Raw genomic sequence first — 16,261 nt, forward strand, 5'->3', positions numbered from 1 at the left:
GGCCCAAGCCGGGGACGACCTACGACCATGGTCGTATAGTTAGCGGTCACATCGTCTGACAAATTCCTCCCAGGCCGTCGGTGATGGTCTCAACGAAAACTGGGAGGGTTGCAGGATGAGTGCTATCGAAGGCGTGAAAAGAGGGACGTCCCTTTTGAGCGTGCTGCTGGCGTCGAGCGCGGTCGCGACGCTGTTCGCGGGCGGTGCGGCGCAGGCGCAAACCGCGCCCGCCTCCGACTCCGTCTCGGAGATCGTGGTCACCGGCACCCGGATTCGCTCGACCGGCTTTACCGCGCCGACCCCGACCCAGGTGCTCGGCACGGCCGACCTGGAGCGGGCCGCCCAGCCCAACATCTTCACCGCCATCACCCAGCTGCCGTCGCTGCAGGGCTCGAGCGGCGCGACCACCGGCACCTTCAGCACCTCGAGCGGCCAGCAGGGCCTGAGCTCGTTCTCGTTGCGTGGCCTTGGCACCATCCGCACCCTGACCCTGCTGGACGGCCAGCGCGTCGTCCCGGCGAACGTGACCGGCGTTCCGGACATCAGCCTGTTTCCGCAGCTGCTGGTCGAGCGCGTGGACGTCGTGACCGGGGGCGCCTCGGCCTCGTACGGTTCGGACGCGGTCGGCGGCGTGGTGAACTTCATCACCAACAAGCGGTTCGAGGGCCTGAAGGCCAATGTCATGACGGGCGTCACCACCTATGGCGACAACCATCAGTGGCTGGCCCAGGTCGCGGCGGGCAAGAACTTCATGAACGACCGCCTGCACGTGCAGGTCAGCGGCGAATATGACTGGGAGGAAGGCGTCCCGGCCGGGGGCTTCGGCGAAGACGCGCCGGGCAGCCGCGACTGGTACACCACCGCCACCCTCGTCAACCGCGGGATCACCAACGACGGCTCGCCGCAATACCTCTATCGCGAGCATGCCCAGGCCTATCAGTACACCAAGTATGGCCTGATCAGCTCGGGTCCGCTGCAAGGCACGGCCTTCGACCAGGCTGGCAACCCGTTCCCGTTCCAGTACGGCGGGGGCGGCGTGCCGTCCAAGGCGGCCAATGGCGCGGTCAGCGGCTGCTACACCAACGGCGGCTTCTGCGTCGGCGGCGACCTGTCGGGCAATGTCGGGGTCGGCACCTCGCTGCAGTCGCGCATTAAGCGCATGAACAGCTACAGCCGCGTGGGCTTTGATCTGGACGCCAACAACGAGATCTACGCCACCTTCAACGCCGCGCGCGTGGAGAGCAGCAACCAGCCCAATCCGGGCGCGGCCACGACGGGCCTGACCATGTCGTGCTCGAACCCGTATCTGCCGGCGTCGGTGGTGGCGGCCTGCGCCGCCAATGGCATCACCACCTTCACCTTCGGGACCAGCAACGCGCTGCTTCCCCGCAACATCTCGGTCCACCCGACGCGGACCCAGTATCGCGGCGTGGTAGGCGCGGACGGCAAGTTCAACGCCCTGGGCACGGAATGGCGCTACGACGCCTATTACGAGCACGGCGAGAACACGACCAACATCCATGTTCGCGACATCCTGCTGACGCCGCGCTATCGGGCGGCGGTCCAGGCCACGCTCGTCAACGGCCAGATCGTCTGCGCCGATCCGATCGCCCGCGCCAACGGCTGCGTGCCGATCAACATCTTCGGCGGCCAGCGCCCGAGCGAAGCGGCCCTAGCCTACATCACGCCAAAGAACGGCCCGTACCAGCACTCGGTTCAGAAGCAGGACGTCGCCAGCATCAACTTCAGCGGCGAGCCGATCAACGGTTGGGCCGGGCCCATTTCGCTGGCCATCGGCGGCGAGTGGCGCAAGGAGCAGTACCACGTCCAAGGCGACCCCTATGGCGACGGCAACACCGACTCGCCCAACACCGCCGACTATCCCGCCGACCCGATCCTGAACGCGTCCGGCGCCAACTGGTTCGCGGGCAACTATCACTCGGGCAAGGGCGAGTACTCGGTGAAGGAAGCCTATGCGGAAGTGAATATTCCGCTGGTCAATTCCGACGCCGCCGGCAAGGCCAACCTCAACATGGCGGGCCGCTGGACCGACTACAGCACCTCGGGCACCGTCTATACCTGGAAGGTCGGCGCCACCTGGGATACGCCGATCGAGGGCGTCCGCCTGCGGGCGGTGACGTCGCGCGACGTCCGGGCCCCGAACCTGTCGGAGCTGTTCGCCGCGCCGGTGACGACGACCCTGCCGAACTTCACCGTGCCCTCGAACGGCAAGCCCCCCGCTGGCCAGCCCGCGGGCGGCGCGCTGACGGTTCTGCAGAACGTGGTCGGCAACCCTGACCTGAAGCCGGAAATCGCTAAGAACTTCACGCTGGGCGCCGTGCTCTCGAACCCGAAATGGCTGCCGGGCTTCAGCATCTCGGTCGACTGGTACAACATCGTCCTGAACGGGGGCATTTCCAGCCTGGGTGCTCAGCAGATCGTCAACTTCTGCTATGCTGGCCTGACCCAGTTCTGCGGCGCGTTCAACCTCAACCCGCCGTCGGCCTTCGTGAACTCCCAGACGTTCAATCTGGCCTCGATCAAGACCAGCGGCTTCGACATCGAAAGCAGCTACCGCTTCGAGCTGCCTAGCGTTCCGGGCCGCTTCACGGTCCGTGGCCTGGCCACCAACGTCCACAAGTTCGTCACCAATCCCGGCATCCCCGGGGCCGTAGCCGTCGACTCGGCGGGGCAGAACTCCGGCGCCACGCCTGACTGGAAGGTCCTGGCCGTTCAATCCTGGGAAAACGATCGCTTCGCTCTCAGCGTTCAGGAGCGCTGGTTCAGCGACGGCCGGTTTGGCGGCACGACGACGGAATATATCGAGTGCAAGCCCGGCAGCTGCCCCGTCTCGACGGGTAGCCGCCCGACCATCGACTACAACCACATGAAGGGCGCGACCTATGTCGACATCAGCGCGTCCTACAAGTTCGGCAACGGCCTGCAGCTGTACGGCAAGGTGGACAACCTGCTGAACCGCGATCCGACCCCGTCGCCGCAGACCAACACCGGTCTGGACGCCAACCCGGCGCTCTACGACCTGCTGGGACGGTTCTACCACCTGGGCCTCCGCTACAGCTTCTAGGACGCCGAAGGCTCCTGCGTCCCGGGCCGCCGTCTCCACCTCCCCCTTGGCGGCCCCGCCCGGGCCCGACCGGCGCTAGCTGGTCGTGGCTCGGGCGTCTTCTTTGCGCTGTGGCTCTCGACCAAGGGTAGGAGATCGTTGACATGACCGTCTCGACGACCGCGCCGCCGAGCCCAACGCCAAAGGCGTCGATCAGGGGCGCGACGATGGCTGACGTCGCCATGCGGGCTGGGGTGTCTCGCATGACGGTGTCGCGGGTGATCAATGACGGGGCCAAGGTCCGCGAGGAGACGCGGGCCGCGGTCCTGGCCGCGATCCGGGACCTGAACTTCCAGCCCAACCTCGCCGCTCGCAATCTGGTCATGGCTGGCGAGCTGCGGATCGCCGTGGTCTACGCCAATCCCAGCGCCGCCTTCATGAGCGACTTTCTGGTCGGCGTGTTCGAGGAGGCCACCAGCGCCGGCGCGCGGCTGATCCTGGTGCGTGGCGAGAACGGGCTCGCCCCGAGCGATCGGGACCTGGAAGCCCTGCTGGGCGCGGGCGTACAGGGCGTGGTGCTGGCCCCGCCGCTCGGCGAATCCGGCGCCGCACGAGACATCCTCCGGGCCGCCAACATTCCTGTCGCGGTTGTGGCCGCGGGGCGTCCGCTCGCTGACGCCATCAGCGTCCGCATCGACGACCGACAGGCCAGCTGCGCCATGGCCCGGCATCTTCTAGACCTGGGACATCGGCGGATCGGCTTCATCACTGGCAATCCCGAACAGACCGCCAGCGCCGTCCGTCTCGAAGGCGCCCGGGCGGCGATCGCCGAGGTCGACGGCGCCGAGCTGGTGGTAGCGGACGGCGCCTTCACCTACGCCTCGGGCCTTCTGGCCGCCGAGACGCTGCTCGACGCCGTCCAGGCGCCGACAGCGATCTTCGCCAGTAATGACGACATGGCCGCCGCCGCTGTGTCGGTCGCGCATCGCCGCCATCTCGATGTGCCCGGTGACCTGACCGTGGTCGGCTTCGACGACACCACCGTCGCCACCACGCTTTGGCCGCCGCTGACTACGATCCGGCAGCCTGTCCGTCAGATGGCCGCGGTGGCTCTGGATCGACTGCTGCGGGTCCTGCGCGAGGCGTCGCCTGCCCGCCAGGGACTGGGAGATCACATCCTGGAACACGCCTTGATCCAGCGCCTGTCGGCGGCGCCGCCGCCGTAGCCGGCGCCTAGTCGCCGCGCAGGACTGGCGCGGGCCGCTGGGACAAGGCCAGGCTGGCCGCGATCAGGCCGCCGACCGTTGTCAGCGTGGTCGCCCCGGCCAGCAGCAGCAGCACGCCGCTCCAGTCGACGCTCCAGCGCGCCTCGAAGATCTTGACCACGACAGGCCAGGCCGCGGCAAAGCCGAACAGCACGCCCGCCGAGCCTGCGATCAGGCCGACCGAGCCATACTCGATCAGATAGGCCACGAGGATCTGCGCGCGCGTGGCGCCCAGCACCTTGAGAGTCGCGGCCTCCCGCGCCCGGGCCCTCGCGCCCGCGGCGATGGCGCCGGCGAGCACCAGCACGCCGGCCAGACCGGCGACCGCCGCCGCGCCCCGAACCGCCAGCGCCAGCCGATCGAACAGGGCGGCGGCGGCTTCGAGCTGTTCGCGCACGCTGATCACGTTCACGCCGGGAAAGCGCTCGCCGAGCTTTCGGGTCAGCGACGCCTCGCGGTCCTTGTCCAGCCGAACGATCGCCACGTTCCGCAGCGCCGCGCCTTCGAGAGTCGCCGGATTGAAGATCAGCGCGAAGTTTGGCCCGAAGCCGCCGAAGTCGATCTTCCGCAGCGCGGCGATACGAGCCTCGATCTCGCGGCCCAGCACGAGCACCGTGATCGTGTCGCCGACCTTGAGGCCCGCGGCCTGCGCGATCTCGACGCTCATGGCGACTTGCGGCGGGCCCGACGCGTTCGCCGGCCACCAGTGGCCTTCGACGACGCCGGCGTTCGCGGGCTCCCTGGCGAACAGCGAAAGACTGATGTCGTTATCGAAGGCCCAGCGCTGCGAAGGCTTGATTGCCTGGGTGTCCACGGGCTTGCCTTTGACAGCGACGATGCGACCGGTCGCGAAGGGCATACGAAGGTAGGTCGCGGCGTTCAGGGGGCCTGCCACCTCGGCGACCGTCGCGTCGAAAGCCTCGGTGCGATCGGCCGGGATTTCGGTGAAAACCATAGCCGGCGCGGTGCGTGGCGCCACGTCGCTCACCTGGGCCAGCAGGGCCGACTGGATCAGCACGACGCAGGCCAGCAGGGCGACGCCCAGGCCGATGGCCGGGCTTGCGGTATGGGCGGCCGAACTGGGCCCCGCCAGATTGGCCAGGCCCAGCTTGACGGGGCCGCGCGTAAGGCCCCGTGCGCGCCCGGCCGCGAAGGCCGCCGCGCGGCCGATCAAGGCCAGCAGGCCAAAAGCCACGGCGACTCCCGCCATCATGATCGCCGCCGCGATCGGCGTCGGCGCGGCGACGACGGCCAGCGCGGCCAAGCCTGCGCCGGCCAGACCAGCGCCCAGGGTCTCGACGCCGAGGGGCGGTCTCCTCTTGGGCGCGCGCCGGAACAGGGCGGAGGGCGGGGTCGCCCGGGCGCGCGCCAACGGGATCAGCGAGAACGCGGCCGCCGCCAACAGGCCAAAGGCGGCCGCCTTGGCGAGCGGCGCGGGATAGATCTTGAACAGGGCCGGGACGGGAAGGCTTGAACCGGCCAGTTTGCCCAGGATCAGCGGCGCCGCGCCCCCGATGACCAAGCCGATCGAGACGCCCAGCAGCGCCAGCACGCCGATCTGGATCAGATGGAGGTCGCGTATGAGCCCGCTGCGCGCGCCGAGCGCTTTCAGCACGGCGATCGCGGGCGCGCGGGCCGAGAGATAGGCCGACACAGCGCCGGCGACGCCAAGGCCGCCGGCGACCAGGGAGGCCAAGCCGATGAAGCCGAGGAAGTACTCCAGCTGGTCGATCAGCCGACGCGCGCCCGGCGCGGCGTCCACCCTATCCCGGATCCGAAAGTTCGCGTCGGGGAACGCCTTCTGAAGCGCCTGTCCCGCCGCGCGGGGGTCCTGCGTGGCCGGCAGCGCGACGCGCACCGTTCGGCTCGAAAGCCCGCCGGGCGCCAGCAATCCCGATTGTTCCAGCACGTCCGCGCGGACCAGCACCCGAGGCGCGATGGCGAAGCCTCGCGACAGTCCGTCCGGCTCGCCGAGCAGGCGCGCGCGGACAACCAGGGTCATGGCCCCCGCCTGGAAGCGGTCGCCGATCTTCAGGTGCAGCCGATCCAGCAGCGCCGGCTCCACGGCGGCGCCGGCGACGCCGTCGTGATCCGCCAGCGCGGCGGCCAGGGAGGGCGAGCCGTCCAGTTTGACGGCGCCGGCCAGTGGAAACCGTCCATCGACGCCCCGAATCATCACCAGGCGTCGGTCTCCGGCCGTGTTCGCGGCCATGGCCCGCGCCCCCGCCGAGTAGGTAACGGGCCCAAGCCGTTCAATCGCCGCGCGCTCCTTGGTGGTGAAGTCGCGGTTCTCGACCGAGACGGACAAATCGCCTCCGAGGATTTCTCGCGCCTGGCTGGCTAGCCCGTGCCGGAAGGCCTCCGCGGTCGAGCCGGCGGCGGCGATGGCCGCGACGCCCAAGGCGAGGCAGGCCAGGAAGATGCGAAAGCCGCGCACGCCCGACCGCAGCTCGCGTGCGGCCAGCCTGAAGGCGAGGGGAAGGCGGAACGCCGTCATGCTCACCCCTGGATCCGGCCATCGGCCATGCGCACGATGCGATCGGCGCGCGCGGCGAGGGCGGGATCGTGGGTGACCATGACGAGGGCGGCGCCCACCTCGGCGACGAGGCTGAACATCAAATCGGCGACCGAGGCGGCGGTGGCGCCGTCCAGGTTCCCGGTGGGTTCGTCGGCGAACAGCAGGGCCGGACGGGCGGCGAGGGCTCGGGCCAGCGCGACGCGCTGCTGCTCACCGCCGGAGAGTTGGTGCGGATAGTGGGTCAGTCGTCCAGCCAATCCCACGCGCGCCAGCCAATCGCGGGCGGTCGCCACGGTGTCACGCGCGCCGGCGATCTCCAGGGGCGTGGCGACGTTCTCTTCTGCGGTCATGTTGGGCAGCAGGTGGAACGATTGGAACACCAGCGCCGCGCGACCGCGCCGCAGTTGGGCGCGGCCGTCTTCGTTGAGCTCGGCGAGGTTCTGGCCGAAGAGGCGAGCTGTCCCTGCCGTGGGCTCTTCAAGACCAGCGCCAACGGCGATCAGGGACGACTTTCCGGATCCCGAGGGGCCGGTAATCGCGACGCGTTCGCCTGCGCCGACGGTAAGGTCGACCCCCCTGAGAATATCCACGGGTCCGGCGGCGGAGGGCAGGGTCAGGGCGACGGCGTCCAGAACCAGGGGCGCGGCGGTCGAAATCTCGGGCATCGGGTTTCCTGCAGCGCCGACCCTTGTTCCACCGGCGTGTCGACTACATAGGAAGACATGAGCCGGACCGCACACCGTTTCGCCAGCCGTCGCCGTTTTTTGCTCGGGATCGGCCTGTTGAGCCAGATCGCGGCCGCGCCACGTCCTCCGATCGTCACGGTTCTCGGAGACTCGATCACGGCGGGCCTTGGGCTTCCCGCGCGCGACGCCATGCCCGCCCAGCTGCAGGCGGCGCTGGCCCGGCGCGGCGTTTCGGCCACAGTCCGGGCCGCGGGCGTGTCCGGCGACACGAGCGGCGGCGGCCTGGCCCGGGTCGGCTTCAGCGTGGCGTCGGACACCGCCGTCTGCGTCGTCGCCCTGGGCGGCAATGACCTGTTGCAGGGCGTGGAGCCTTCTCAGACGAAGGCGAACCTGAGAGGCGTGTTGCAGAACCTGAAGGGCCGGGGCATTCGCGCGATCCTTGTCGGAGTCGCCGCGCCGCCGGCGATCGGCCAAGCTTACGTCCGCGAGTTCAACGCGCTCTATCCCAGTCTGGCCAAGGAGTTCAGGGTCCCGCTCTACGCCAACATCCTGGCGGGCGTCGGCGGCAACCCCGGCTTGGTGCAAAGGGACGGGATCCATCCCAACGCCGCGGGCGCGAAGCGGATCGGCGAGGCGCTTGCGCCGCTGGTCGCCCAGGTCCTGAAGGGGCCGTCCCGCTAACGCGGAAGCGCGTAGGCGATCAGGGCGTCGCCGATCGGCGTCTCCATGAAGTGGTGTCCGCCGGCCATGATCACCAGGTACTGGCGACCGCCAACCTCGTAGGTCATGGGCGTGGCCTGTCCGCCGGCGGGCAGGGCGTCCTGCCACAGCGTCTTGCCGGTCTTCAGATCGATCGCGCGGATCATGTTGTCGGTGGTCGCGGCGATGAAGATTACCCCGCCCGCCGTGACGACCGCGCCGCCGTTGTTCGGCGTGCCGATCTCGATAGGCAGGTGCGAAGGGATCCCGAACGGGCCGTTGCGCCGCGCCGAACCCAGCGGGCGATCCCAGAGCGTCTTGCCGGTGCGCAGGTCGATGGCGCGTAGACCGCCGTAGGGCGGCTGCTTGCAGAGCAGGCCGGTCACCGGAAGGCGCCAGCCGGCGTTGACGGAGATGCCGTAGGGCGTTCCGGCTTGCGGGTCGCCAGCGCCCTCCGCGCCGCCTTTCAGGGAGCCGCCGCGTTCCTCGCCCCGGGGCGCCCAGCCCTTCTTGTCCGCCTCGGCGCGGGGCACGAGCCGGTTATAGTTGGGCATATCGTTGTAGTTGGCCACGATGACGCCCTTGCGCGGGTCCACCGCGACGCCGCCCCAGTCCGAGCCGCCGTTGTAGCCGGGATATTCGACATAGCGGCCGTCCGAGATGGGCGGCGTGTAGAAGCCGTCGTACTTGGCTTTGCGGAACTGAATTCGGCAGATCATCTGGTCGATCGGCGACATGCCCCACATGGTCCGCTCGGTAAGGTCCGCCTTGCGCAGGGTATGGAACAGCGAGAACGGCTGGGTTGGCGAGCGCTGGCCCGGTTCGACGCCGCCTTGCGGGACCTTGCGTTCCTCGACGCCGGTCAGCGGGCGCCCCGTCCGGCGGTCCAGGACATAGAGATCACCCTGCTTGCTGGGCAGCACCAGGGCCGGGATCACACCCCCGCTCGTGGGATAGTCGACCAGCGTCGCCTGGGACCCCAGGTCGTAGTCCCAGACGTCCTTGTGGACGGTCTGGAACTTCCACACTTCGCGACCGTCAGCCACATTGAGCGCCACCAAGGAGGTCGAGTGTTCGTTCTCCAGCGACGATCGCATGCCGCTCCAGTAGTCGACGGCGCTGTTGCCGAGCGGGAGGTAGACAAGGCCCAGCGCTTCGTCGCCGCTGGCCGTGGTCCACATGTTCGGCGTGCCGCGCGTATAGGTCTCGCCGGCGGGTGGCGCTCCCGGACGATCGGGGCGCACCATGTCCCAGGCCCAGCGGAGCTGGCCGGTGACCGCGTCGTAGCCCTGGATGACGCCGGACGGCGCGTTTCGCTTCTGACCGTCCAGCACCTGGTGTCCCGTGACGATCACGCCGCGAACGATGGTCGGAGCCGAGGTGATCGAGAACATGCCGGGCGCGGCTTCGCCGATCCCCTCGGCGGTGTTCACCTGACCGCCAAAACCAAAGTCGGCGCAGGGGCGGCCGGTGTTGGCGTCGACGGCTATCAGGCGCGCGTCCAGCGTTCCCTCGATGATGCGGGTCGCACAGGCCGAGCCGGGCGACGCTCCGGGAACGGCGTAGTAGGAGACGCCTCGGCAGGCGGCCGTATAGGGAATATGGGCGTCGGGCACCTTGGGATCGAACCGCCAGCGCGTTGCGCCGGTCTCCGGATCCAGCGCGATCATGATGTTCTTGGGCGTGCACAGATAGAGCGTGTTGCCGACCTTCAGCGGGGTCGTCTCGGCGCCGTACATCTTTCGCGCCGTTTCAGAAGCGGGAAGGTCGCCGGTGTGGATAAGCCAGGCACGCTGCAGCTTGCCGACGTTTTGGGGCGTGATCTGTGCGAGGGCGGAATAGCGTTGCGCGCCGTATGTGCCCCCATAAGCCGGCCAGTCAGATCCCGCCGACGGACCAGCCGCCAGCTCCGGGCCTGAGGGCTGTCCGTGCCGGGCGGGTTGGCCGGCGATGAAGGCCGCTAGAGACAGCACAAGCAGGCCCGCGACCGACACGACAAGCGCTCGCCAGGCGAGGCGTCGTGGCCGGCGATCGACGGTCAGCGTCGGCGCGAGCAGAAGCGCTAGAACCAGCAGGACCGTAGGGCCGACGAGGCGCGGAATAAGCGCCCATCCGTCCAGCCCCACCTCCCATAGCGCCCATATGACTGTCGCCAGGAAGACCGCGAGGTAGACCCAGACGCCAACGACGCTGCGGCGGATCATCAGGACCCCAGCGATGATCAGGCCAAGACCCGCCGGGAGGTAGTAGAGCGAGCCGCCCAGCAAGAGGAGCTGAAGGCCTCCCGCCGCCAGCACCAGGCCGATCAGCAGCAGGACGGCGCCGAGCAGCCGCGCCGGCCAGGCCGAAGCCGCTTTGTACGGGACTTGGGTCTTCATGGATCTGGCGCTTCCCTGCGGATATCGGCTGTCGTGGAAATGCGCGAGGCTGCTAAAGGCGCCAAAACTCGTGTCGGGTTTCCAACGTTGCGGCAGTCAGGCGGCGCCGGCCCGCCTCTGCTGATCGTCGGAGCGCGTTCTTCACATTTGACCGACGCGCGCACCCGTACGGCCGACGACCGTTCCAGGGCGGACTGTCGACGACTGGCTGGTTGCGACGCTGAAGATCAGTCAACGGATGATGAGCCAAGTTACGATCAGTGTCCGGCCGCTCCGCCGCGGGTGGTGGGTCGATTGCGGGCCAGGCTTTGCGGTGCAGGTGTTCATCGCCGGCGGCGCGGCGGAACGAACGGCTGTGCGCCTCGCCGCGGCCTTTAACCAAACGGGCCGCGGAGTCCGGATGGTCATTCACGATCGCCTGGGCAGGGTGGCCGGCGAACTGATCTTGGGCCCCTATATCGACCCGCAGCAAAGACGGTTCGCCATCCACTGAACTCTTGGACTTCCGCGCGCGACGGGCCGCCGCCAGGCCCCGCCGCGCCCGGAGACGAGCGTGAACCGCGTCCGCAGGACCCGCGGGCGACGCCGCCGGGCCGCGACTGAAATCGACCGCATCATTTGCTGACTGCGGGAACGGCGTCACCGCCTCTGCGATCCCCTTGGATCACTTTTCAACCATGAGGTCTGGCATGTCGCTCGACGCCCCCCCGACACCCTCGCCGCGGCGCCGTTCGCGTGGCGATGGCGAAAGCTCGTTGGCGCAGGAGCTGCGCTCCTGGAGCGAAGAGCGCCGCGCCAAGACGCCGCCGGCCACCGCGCCCACGCGGACGTTCCGCCTTCCTGGCGGCAAGCAGATGACGCTGTCGACGGATCGCGTGCGGGCTGCCCCCGCCGTCTCGCCGCAGATCTCAATGGTCCTCGGCCAGAATGCGCTCGGCTTGGGCCTCTGGGGTTTGCTTGCGCCCGATAGCGTGAACCGCTTCCTGGGCATCCGAGGCTCGGCGCACACCACGCGCGCCCTGTTCGGGGCGCGGGAGCTGGCCACCGGCGTGATCCTGGCCTCCGACCCCACCAAGTCGAGCGCGCTGTGGGCGCGGGTCGCTGGTGATGTCTTCGACATCCTCGTCCTGCGGCGTCTGTCGCGGCGGGACAATCCCAAACGCGGCAATGCGCGCCTGGCCATGGGCGTCGTCTTGGCGATCACCGCCCTCGACGTCATGGCCGCGGTGCGAATGACCAACGTCAAGCGCGATTGCGCATAGGAGGCGGCGATGAAGGCGATCTGCTGGCAAGGCAAGAAGGACCTCCGCTGCGAGGAGGTGCCGGATCCGATCATCGAGGATCCGAAGGATGCGATCATCCGCGTCACGTCGACCTGCATCTGCGGGTCAGACCTGCACCTGATGAACGGCTTCGTGCCGACGATGTGCGCGGGCGACGTGATGGGCCATGAGCCCATGGGCGAGGTGGTCGAGGTTGGCGCGGAAGCCAGGGCCAAGGGCTTGAAGGTCGGCGACCGCGTGGTGGTGCCGTTCCAGATGATCTGCGGCGAATGCGAACAGTGCCAGCAAGGCAATTATTCGGTCTGCCAGACCACCAACCGTAACGCGGACCTGGCCAAGGCCTTCTTCGGCGACACCACGGCGGGGCTGTTCGGCTATTCGCACATCACCGGCGGCTACGCCGGCGGACAAGCGCAGTACATGCGGGTTCCCTATGCCGCGACGACCGTGATCAAGGTTCCGGACTCCGGCGAGGACGAAAAGTACCTGTTCCTCAGCGACATCCTGCCGACCGGCTGGCAGGCGGCCGCCTTCGCCGATATCCGCCCGACGGACACCGTCGCGGTCTGGGGCTGCGGGCCGGTGGGCTTGTTCACGATCCAGTCGGCGCTGGTGATGGGCGCCAAGCGGGTGATTGCGATCGACGATGTCCCGGAGCGGCTTGAGATGGCCGCGGGCCTGGGCGCGGAGATCCTGGACCGCAGTCAGGTCAATGTGCTGCACGCCCTCAAGGATATGACCGACGGTCATGGGCCCGAGCGCTGTATAGACGCCGTCGGCTTGGAGGCCCATGGCCCAACGCCGGTGCTGGGCCTGATTGACCGCGCCCAGACGGCGCTGAAGCTGGAGACGGAACGTCCCGTGGCGCTTCGCGAGGCGATCATGGCCTGCAAGGCGGCGGGCGTCGTGTCCATCCCCGGCGTCTATGGCGGGCTATCGAACATGATTCCGATGGGCGCGGTCATGAACAAGGGCCTGACGATCCGAACCGGCCAGACGCACGTCAAGCGGTGGTCGGCGGATCTGCTCCGCCGGATCGGCGAGGGCGAGATCGATCCCACCTTCGTCGTGACGCATACCGCGCCGCTGTCGCAGGGACCGGAGCTGTACAAGACCTTCCGCGACAAGAAGGATGGCTGCGTCAAGGTCGTGCTCAAGCCCTGACCGTGTCTTTTGCTTAGGCTTCGAACGTTTTCGTCTCCCGGCTGTTCAGCCTCGACCACTTTTGGGAGACGAATATGGCTCGATTGACTTTTGTGGCCGCCGCGTCCGTGGCGGCCCTTTCTTTGGCGGCTTGTCAGCAAAAGGACGCGACGCCCAATCCCAACGATCCGGGCACGAGCAACTCGGCCGTCAACGCGGCCCAGGACGCGACCTCGGCGGCTGTGGGAACGGCCTCGGCGGCCACCGCCGGACCGATGTCCACCGACGCCTTCGTCACCAACGCCGCCATCAGCGACATGTACGAGATCGAGGCGGGCAAGATCGCCCAGCAGAAGGGCAAGGCCCAGGGCGTCAAGGACTTCGGCAAGATGATGGTCGCCGACCATACGGCGCTCTCCAACACCATGAAGCCGCTGATCGCCGCGGCGGGCAAGACCGCGCCTCCAGGCCTCGACGAGCGCCGCAAGGGCATGATCGACAATCTGAACGCGGCGGCGCCGGCCGACTTTGACAAGGTCTATCTCGACCAGCAGGACGCGGCCCACAACGAAGCCCTGACCCTGATGCAGGGCTACGCCCAGCGCGGCGATGACGCCGGACTGCGGGATGCGGCCACGAAAGCGGTTCCGAAGATCCAGGCTCACCTGGATCACGTGCAGACGCTGAAGGCGGGTGGCGACGCCGCTCACTAGGCATATGCGGCGGGGGCGTGGCGATCGCCGCCACGCCCTCGTTCGCTCAAGTCAGGCGACCAGCTGCGCGCCGCTCTCCCGAGCCGCCCGCGGCGACTGGGCATCGAACCAGCCGATCGTCGCCCGCCGGCCGGGATGCGGTGAGCGCGGCCGCCTCTACGGACCGCAGACCGCCGTCATCGAGAACCTGCAGGGCTCACTATGCGACTCCGCCGCCGCGGCGGCATAGCCCCAGTTCGTTGATCGAGGTGAGGCTGAAGAGCCGCCGGCCGCCGCCGGCGGCTCCTTCCGTTACGCGTCCGCCTGAGTGACGTCGACGAAGGCGTCTGCGTCCAGGTCGGTCATCAGTTCCCGCGCCCAGAACCGCAGCTGGCCGCACAGCGCGAGGAAGGCGGGCACGTCCTGCGGGCCTTCCAGGGCGATCATGCCGTCGTCGAATTCCTCCGCCGCGACGCCCGCCCGCATCAGCAGCGGCTCCGCCGCGGCGGTGTAGCCGATGAACTTGCAGTGGGCGAAGGCGTCGCTGACGAAGTCCCTGGCGGCCTTGTCGCGCGCCAGCCTGGCCGCCCCTTCCGGCGACAACGCCAGGACGACGGCGTCGTAGAGAACCGATGGGCCGCCGTCGATCTTCTGCTTGGCCTCTGCGAGGGTTCCGTCGTCGAGCACCGCGCCCGCTGTCTTGGGCGCGATGATCTCGTAGACCGCCGGCAGGCTCTTCACCGCTTCGACCAGGGCCTCCACCAAAGCGGCGGGCGCGCCGTCGCTTACAAGGATGCCGAGCTTGCGGCCAGCGAAGCTGCCGGGCGTGCGCTTGAGGATTGAGAGGGCGTCGGAAGGCGGCAGGGTGGTGAGCGTCGGAGATGCGGCCGGGGCGGGATCGGGCAGGGCGGTCATGCCCAGCCCCGTGGCGACCACCGCCGCCAACTTCTCGTCGATATTGCGCAGATGGGCGACCATGCGCTGGCGGATGTCGATCCGCTCACACTTGGACAGCTCGAAAACGAGAGCGTCGCCGATGTGCTTCTGCTCGATGGCGGTCTGGCTGATGAAGAACTGCCGCGCCTGGCTGTAGTGATCGGAGAAGGTCCCCGATCGCTCCTGGATCTTGCGCCCGTTTTCCTCGGCCTCGAAGTGACGATAGCCGTTGGTCGGGCTCTCGCGCGGGCCGCCCCAGCTGTTGGGCTCGTAGTTCACGCGGCCCTTGGGGTTGCGCATGTTCATGTGCCCGTCCTGCTGGAAGTTGTGGACGGGGCAGCGCGGCGCATTGATCGGGATATGGGTGAAGTTCGGCCCGCCCAGCCGCTTCAGCTGGGTGTCTAGATACGAGAAGTTGCGGCCTTGCAGCAGCGGATCGTTGGTGAAGCCGATCCCCGGCACGACGTTCTGCGTGCAGAAGGCCACCTGTTCGGTCTCGGCGAAGAAGTTGTCGACCAGCCCGTCGAGCACGAACTCGCCGATGATGCGCACCGGGATCTGTTCCTCGGGAATGATCTTGGTGGCGTCGAGCACGTCGAACTCGAACTGGTCGGCGAAATCGTCGTCGAACAGCTGAACGCCCAGGTCCCAGGTCGGGGGCGCGCCTAGGTCGATGGCGTCCCACAGGTCGCGGCGATGGAAGTCCGGATCCGCGCCGTTGATCTTTAGCGCCTCGTTCCACAGCACCGACTGCAGGCCCAGGCGCGGCTTGAAGTGGAACTTGACGTAGGTCCCCTTGCCCTCGGCGTTGATGAACCGGAAGGTGTGGACGCCGAAGCCCTCCATGAACCGATAGGAGCGGGGGATCGCCCGATCCGACATGGTCCACATGATCATGTGCATGGCCTCGGGCGTCAGGGTGATGAAGTCCCAGAAGTTGTCGTGGGCAGTCTGGGCCTGGGGAAATTCACGGTCAGGCGCGGGCTTGGCCGCGTGGACCAAATCCGGGAACTTGATCGCGTCCTGGATGAAGAACACCGGGATGTTGTTGCCCACGATGTCCCAGTTGCCCTCCTTGGTGTAGAACTTGACCGCGAAGCCACGCACGTCGCGCGCCAGGTCGAACGAGCCCTTGTTGCCGATCACGGTCGAGAACCGGACGAACATCGGCGTGCTCTCACCGACCTCGGTCAGCACCTTGGCGGTGGTGACGTCGGCCAGGGATTCCTTCAGGGTGAAGGTTCCGTGCGCCCCGTAGCCACGGGCGTGGACGACGCGCTCGGGGATGCGCTCATGGTCGAAGTGGAAGATCTTCTCCCGGAAGTGAAAGTCCTCGAGCAGGGCCGGACCGCGCGCTCCGACGCGGAGCGTGTTCTGGTCGTCGGCGACCGGAGCGCCTTGCTGGGTGGTCAGGACCGCGCCGTCTTGTCCTTCGTCCGAGGCGATCTGATGGAGCTCTCCGGCCTGACCCAGGCGCGTTTCAAATTCGGCGGCGTGCGAGGTTGCGCCGGTGTCCTTGCCGATCACCTTGGGCATTCGAAATCCTTGCGAGGGAGGGTTGCTCAAGGCTCAACCCTCCCTCGCGACGTCCGTTGCC

Annotated in this window: 11 protein-coding genes; 7 read left to right on the plus strand and 4 right to left on the minus strand. The window is 68.2% G+C overall.

What is annotated here, in order from left to right; all coding sequences use genetic code 11:
- The first annotated feature begins 115 nt into the window (after window positions 1-115).
- Both DI526_RS10730 and DI526_RS10735 read left to right on the plus strand, forming a co-directional pair.
- Complete coding sequence (locus DI526_RS10730; protein ID WP_304277447.1) at window positions 116-3,085, plus strand: TonB-dependent siderophore receptor; 2,970 nt, start codon at window positions 116-118, stop codon at window positions 3,083-3,085.
- 143 nt (window positions 3,086-3,228) lie between these two features.
- A complete protein-coding gene (locus DI526_RS10735) occupies window positions 3,229-4,290 on the plus strand; it encodes a LacI family DNA-binding transcriptional regulator (RefSeq protein WP_304277449.1) in 1,062 nt (353 codons plus the stop codon).
- A gap of 7 nt (window positions 4,291-4,297) precedes the next feature.
- On the opposite strand, the gene DI526_RS10740 is transcribed toward DI526_RS10735, so the two are convergent.
- A complete protein-coding gene (locus DI526_RS10740; protein ID WP_304277451.1) occupies window positions 4,298-6,826 on the minus strand; it encodes an ABC transporter permease in 2,529 nt (842 codons plus the stop codon).
- A gap of 2 nt (window positions 6,827-6,828) precedes the next feature.
- Window positions 6,829-7,512 carry an ABC transporter ATP-binding protein gene (locus DI526_RS10745; RefSeq protein WP_304277453.1) on the minus strand — a complete coding sequence of 228 codons (684 nt, stop codon included), beginning with the start codon at window positions 7,510-7,512 and terminating at the stop codon, window positions 6,829-6,831.
- A gap of 57 nt (window positions 7,513-7,569) precedes the next feature.
- Here DI526_RS10745 and DI526_RS10750 point away from each other — a divergent pair, with 57 nt between their 5' ends.
- On the plus strand, window positions 7,570-8,214 hold the full coding sequence (locus tag DI526_RS10750; RefSeq protein WP_304277455.1) for an arylesterase: 645 nt from the start codon (window positions 7,570-7,572) through the stop codon (window positions 8,212-8,214).
- On the opposite strand, the gene DI526_RS10755 is transcribed toward DI526_RS10750, so the two are convergent.
- Window positions 8,211-10,610: a membrane-bound PQQ-dependent dehydrogenase, glucose/quinate/shikimate family gene (locus DI526_RS10755; protein ID WP_304277457.1), complete on the minus strand. Its 2,400-nt coding sequence runs from the start codon at window positions 10,608-10,610 to the stop codon at window positions 8,211-8,213. The two genes, DI526_RS10750 and DI526_RS10755, sit on opposite strands and share 4 nt — an antisense overlap.
- A 313-nt stretch (window positions 10,611-10,923) precedes the next feature.
- Here DI526_RS10755 and DI526_RS10760 point away from each other — a divergent pair, with 313 nt between their 5' ends.
- From DI526_RS10760 to DI526_RS10775, 4 genes are all read left to right on the plus strand, one after another.
- On the plus strand, window positions 10,924-11,103 hold the full coding sequence (locus tag DI526_RS10760) for a hypothetical protein (protein WP_304277458.1): 180 nt from the start codon (window positions 10,924-10,926) through the stop codon (window positions 11,101-11,103).
- Between the two features lie 196 nt (window positions 11,104-11,299).
- Window positions 11,300-11,872, plus strand: a complete 573-nt coding sequence (locus DI526_RS10765; protein ID WP_304277460.1) for a hypothetical protein — start codon at window positions 11,300-11,302, stop codon at window positions 11,870-11,872.
- 9 nt (window positions 11,873-11,881) lie between these two features.
- A complete protein-coding gene (locus DI526_RS10770) occupies window positions 11,882-13,057 on the plus strand; it encodes a zinc-dependent alcohol dehydrogenase (RefSeq protein WP_304277462.1) in 1,176 nt (391 codons plus the stop codon).
- Window positions 13,058-13,131: 74 nt separating this feature from the next.
- Window positions 13,132-13,749: a DUF4142 domain-containing protein gene (locus DI526_RS10775; RefSeq protein ID WP_304277464.1), complete on the plus strand. Its 618-nt coding sequence runs from the start codon at window positions 13,132-13,134 to the stop codon at window positions 13,747-13,749.
- A gap of 291 nt (window positions 13,750-14,040) precedes the next feature.
- Here DI526_RS10775 and DI526_RS10780 read toward each other — a convergent pair whose 3' ends face one another.
- Window positions 14,041-16,200: a catalase gene (locus DI526_RS10780; protein ID WP_304277465.1), complete on the minus strand. Its 2,160-nt coding sequence runs from the start codon at window positions 16,198-16,200 to the stop codon at window positions 14,041-14,043.
- Window positions 16,201-16,261: the final 61 nt, after the last annotated feature.

It is taken from the genome of Caulobacter segnis, assembly GCF_003243465.1.
GTDB lineage: Bacteria > Pseudomonadota > Alphaproteobacteria > Caulobacterales > Caulobacteraceae > Caulobacter > Caulobacter segnis_A.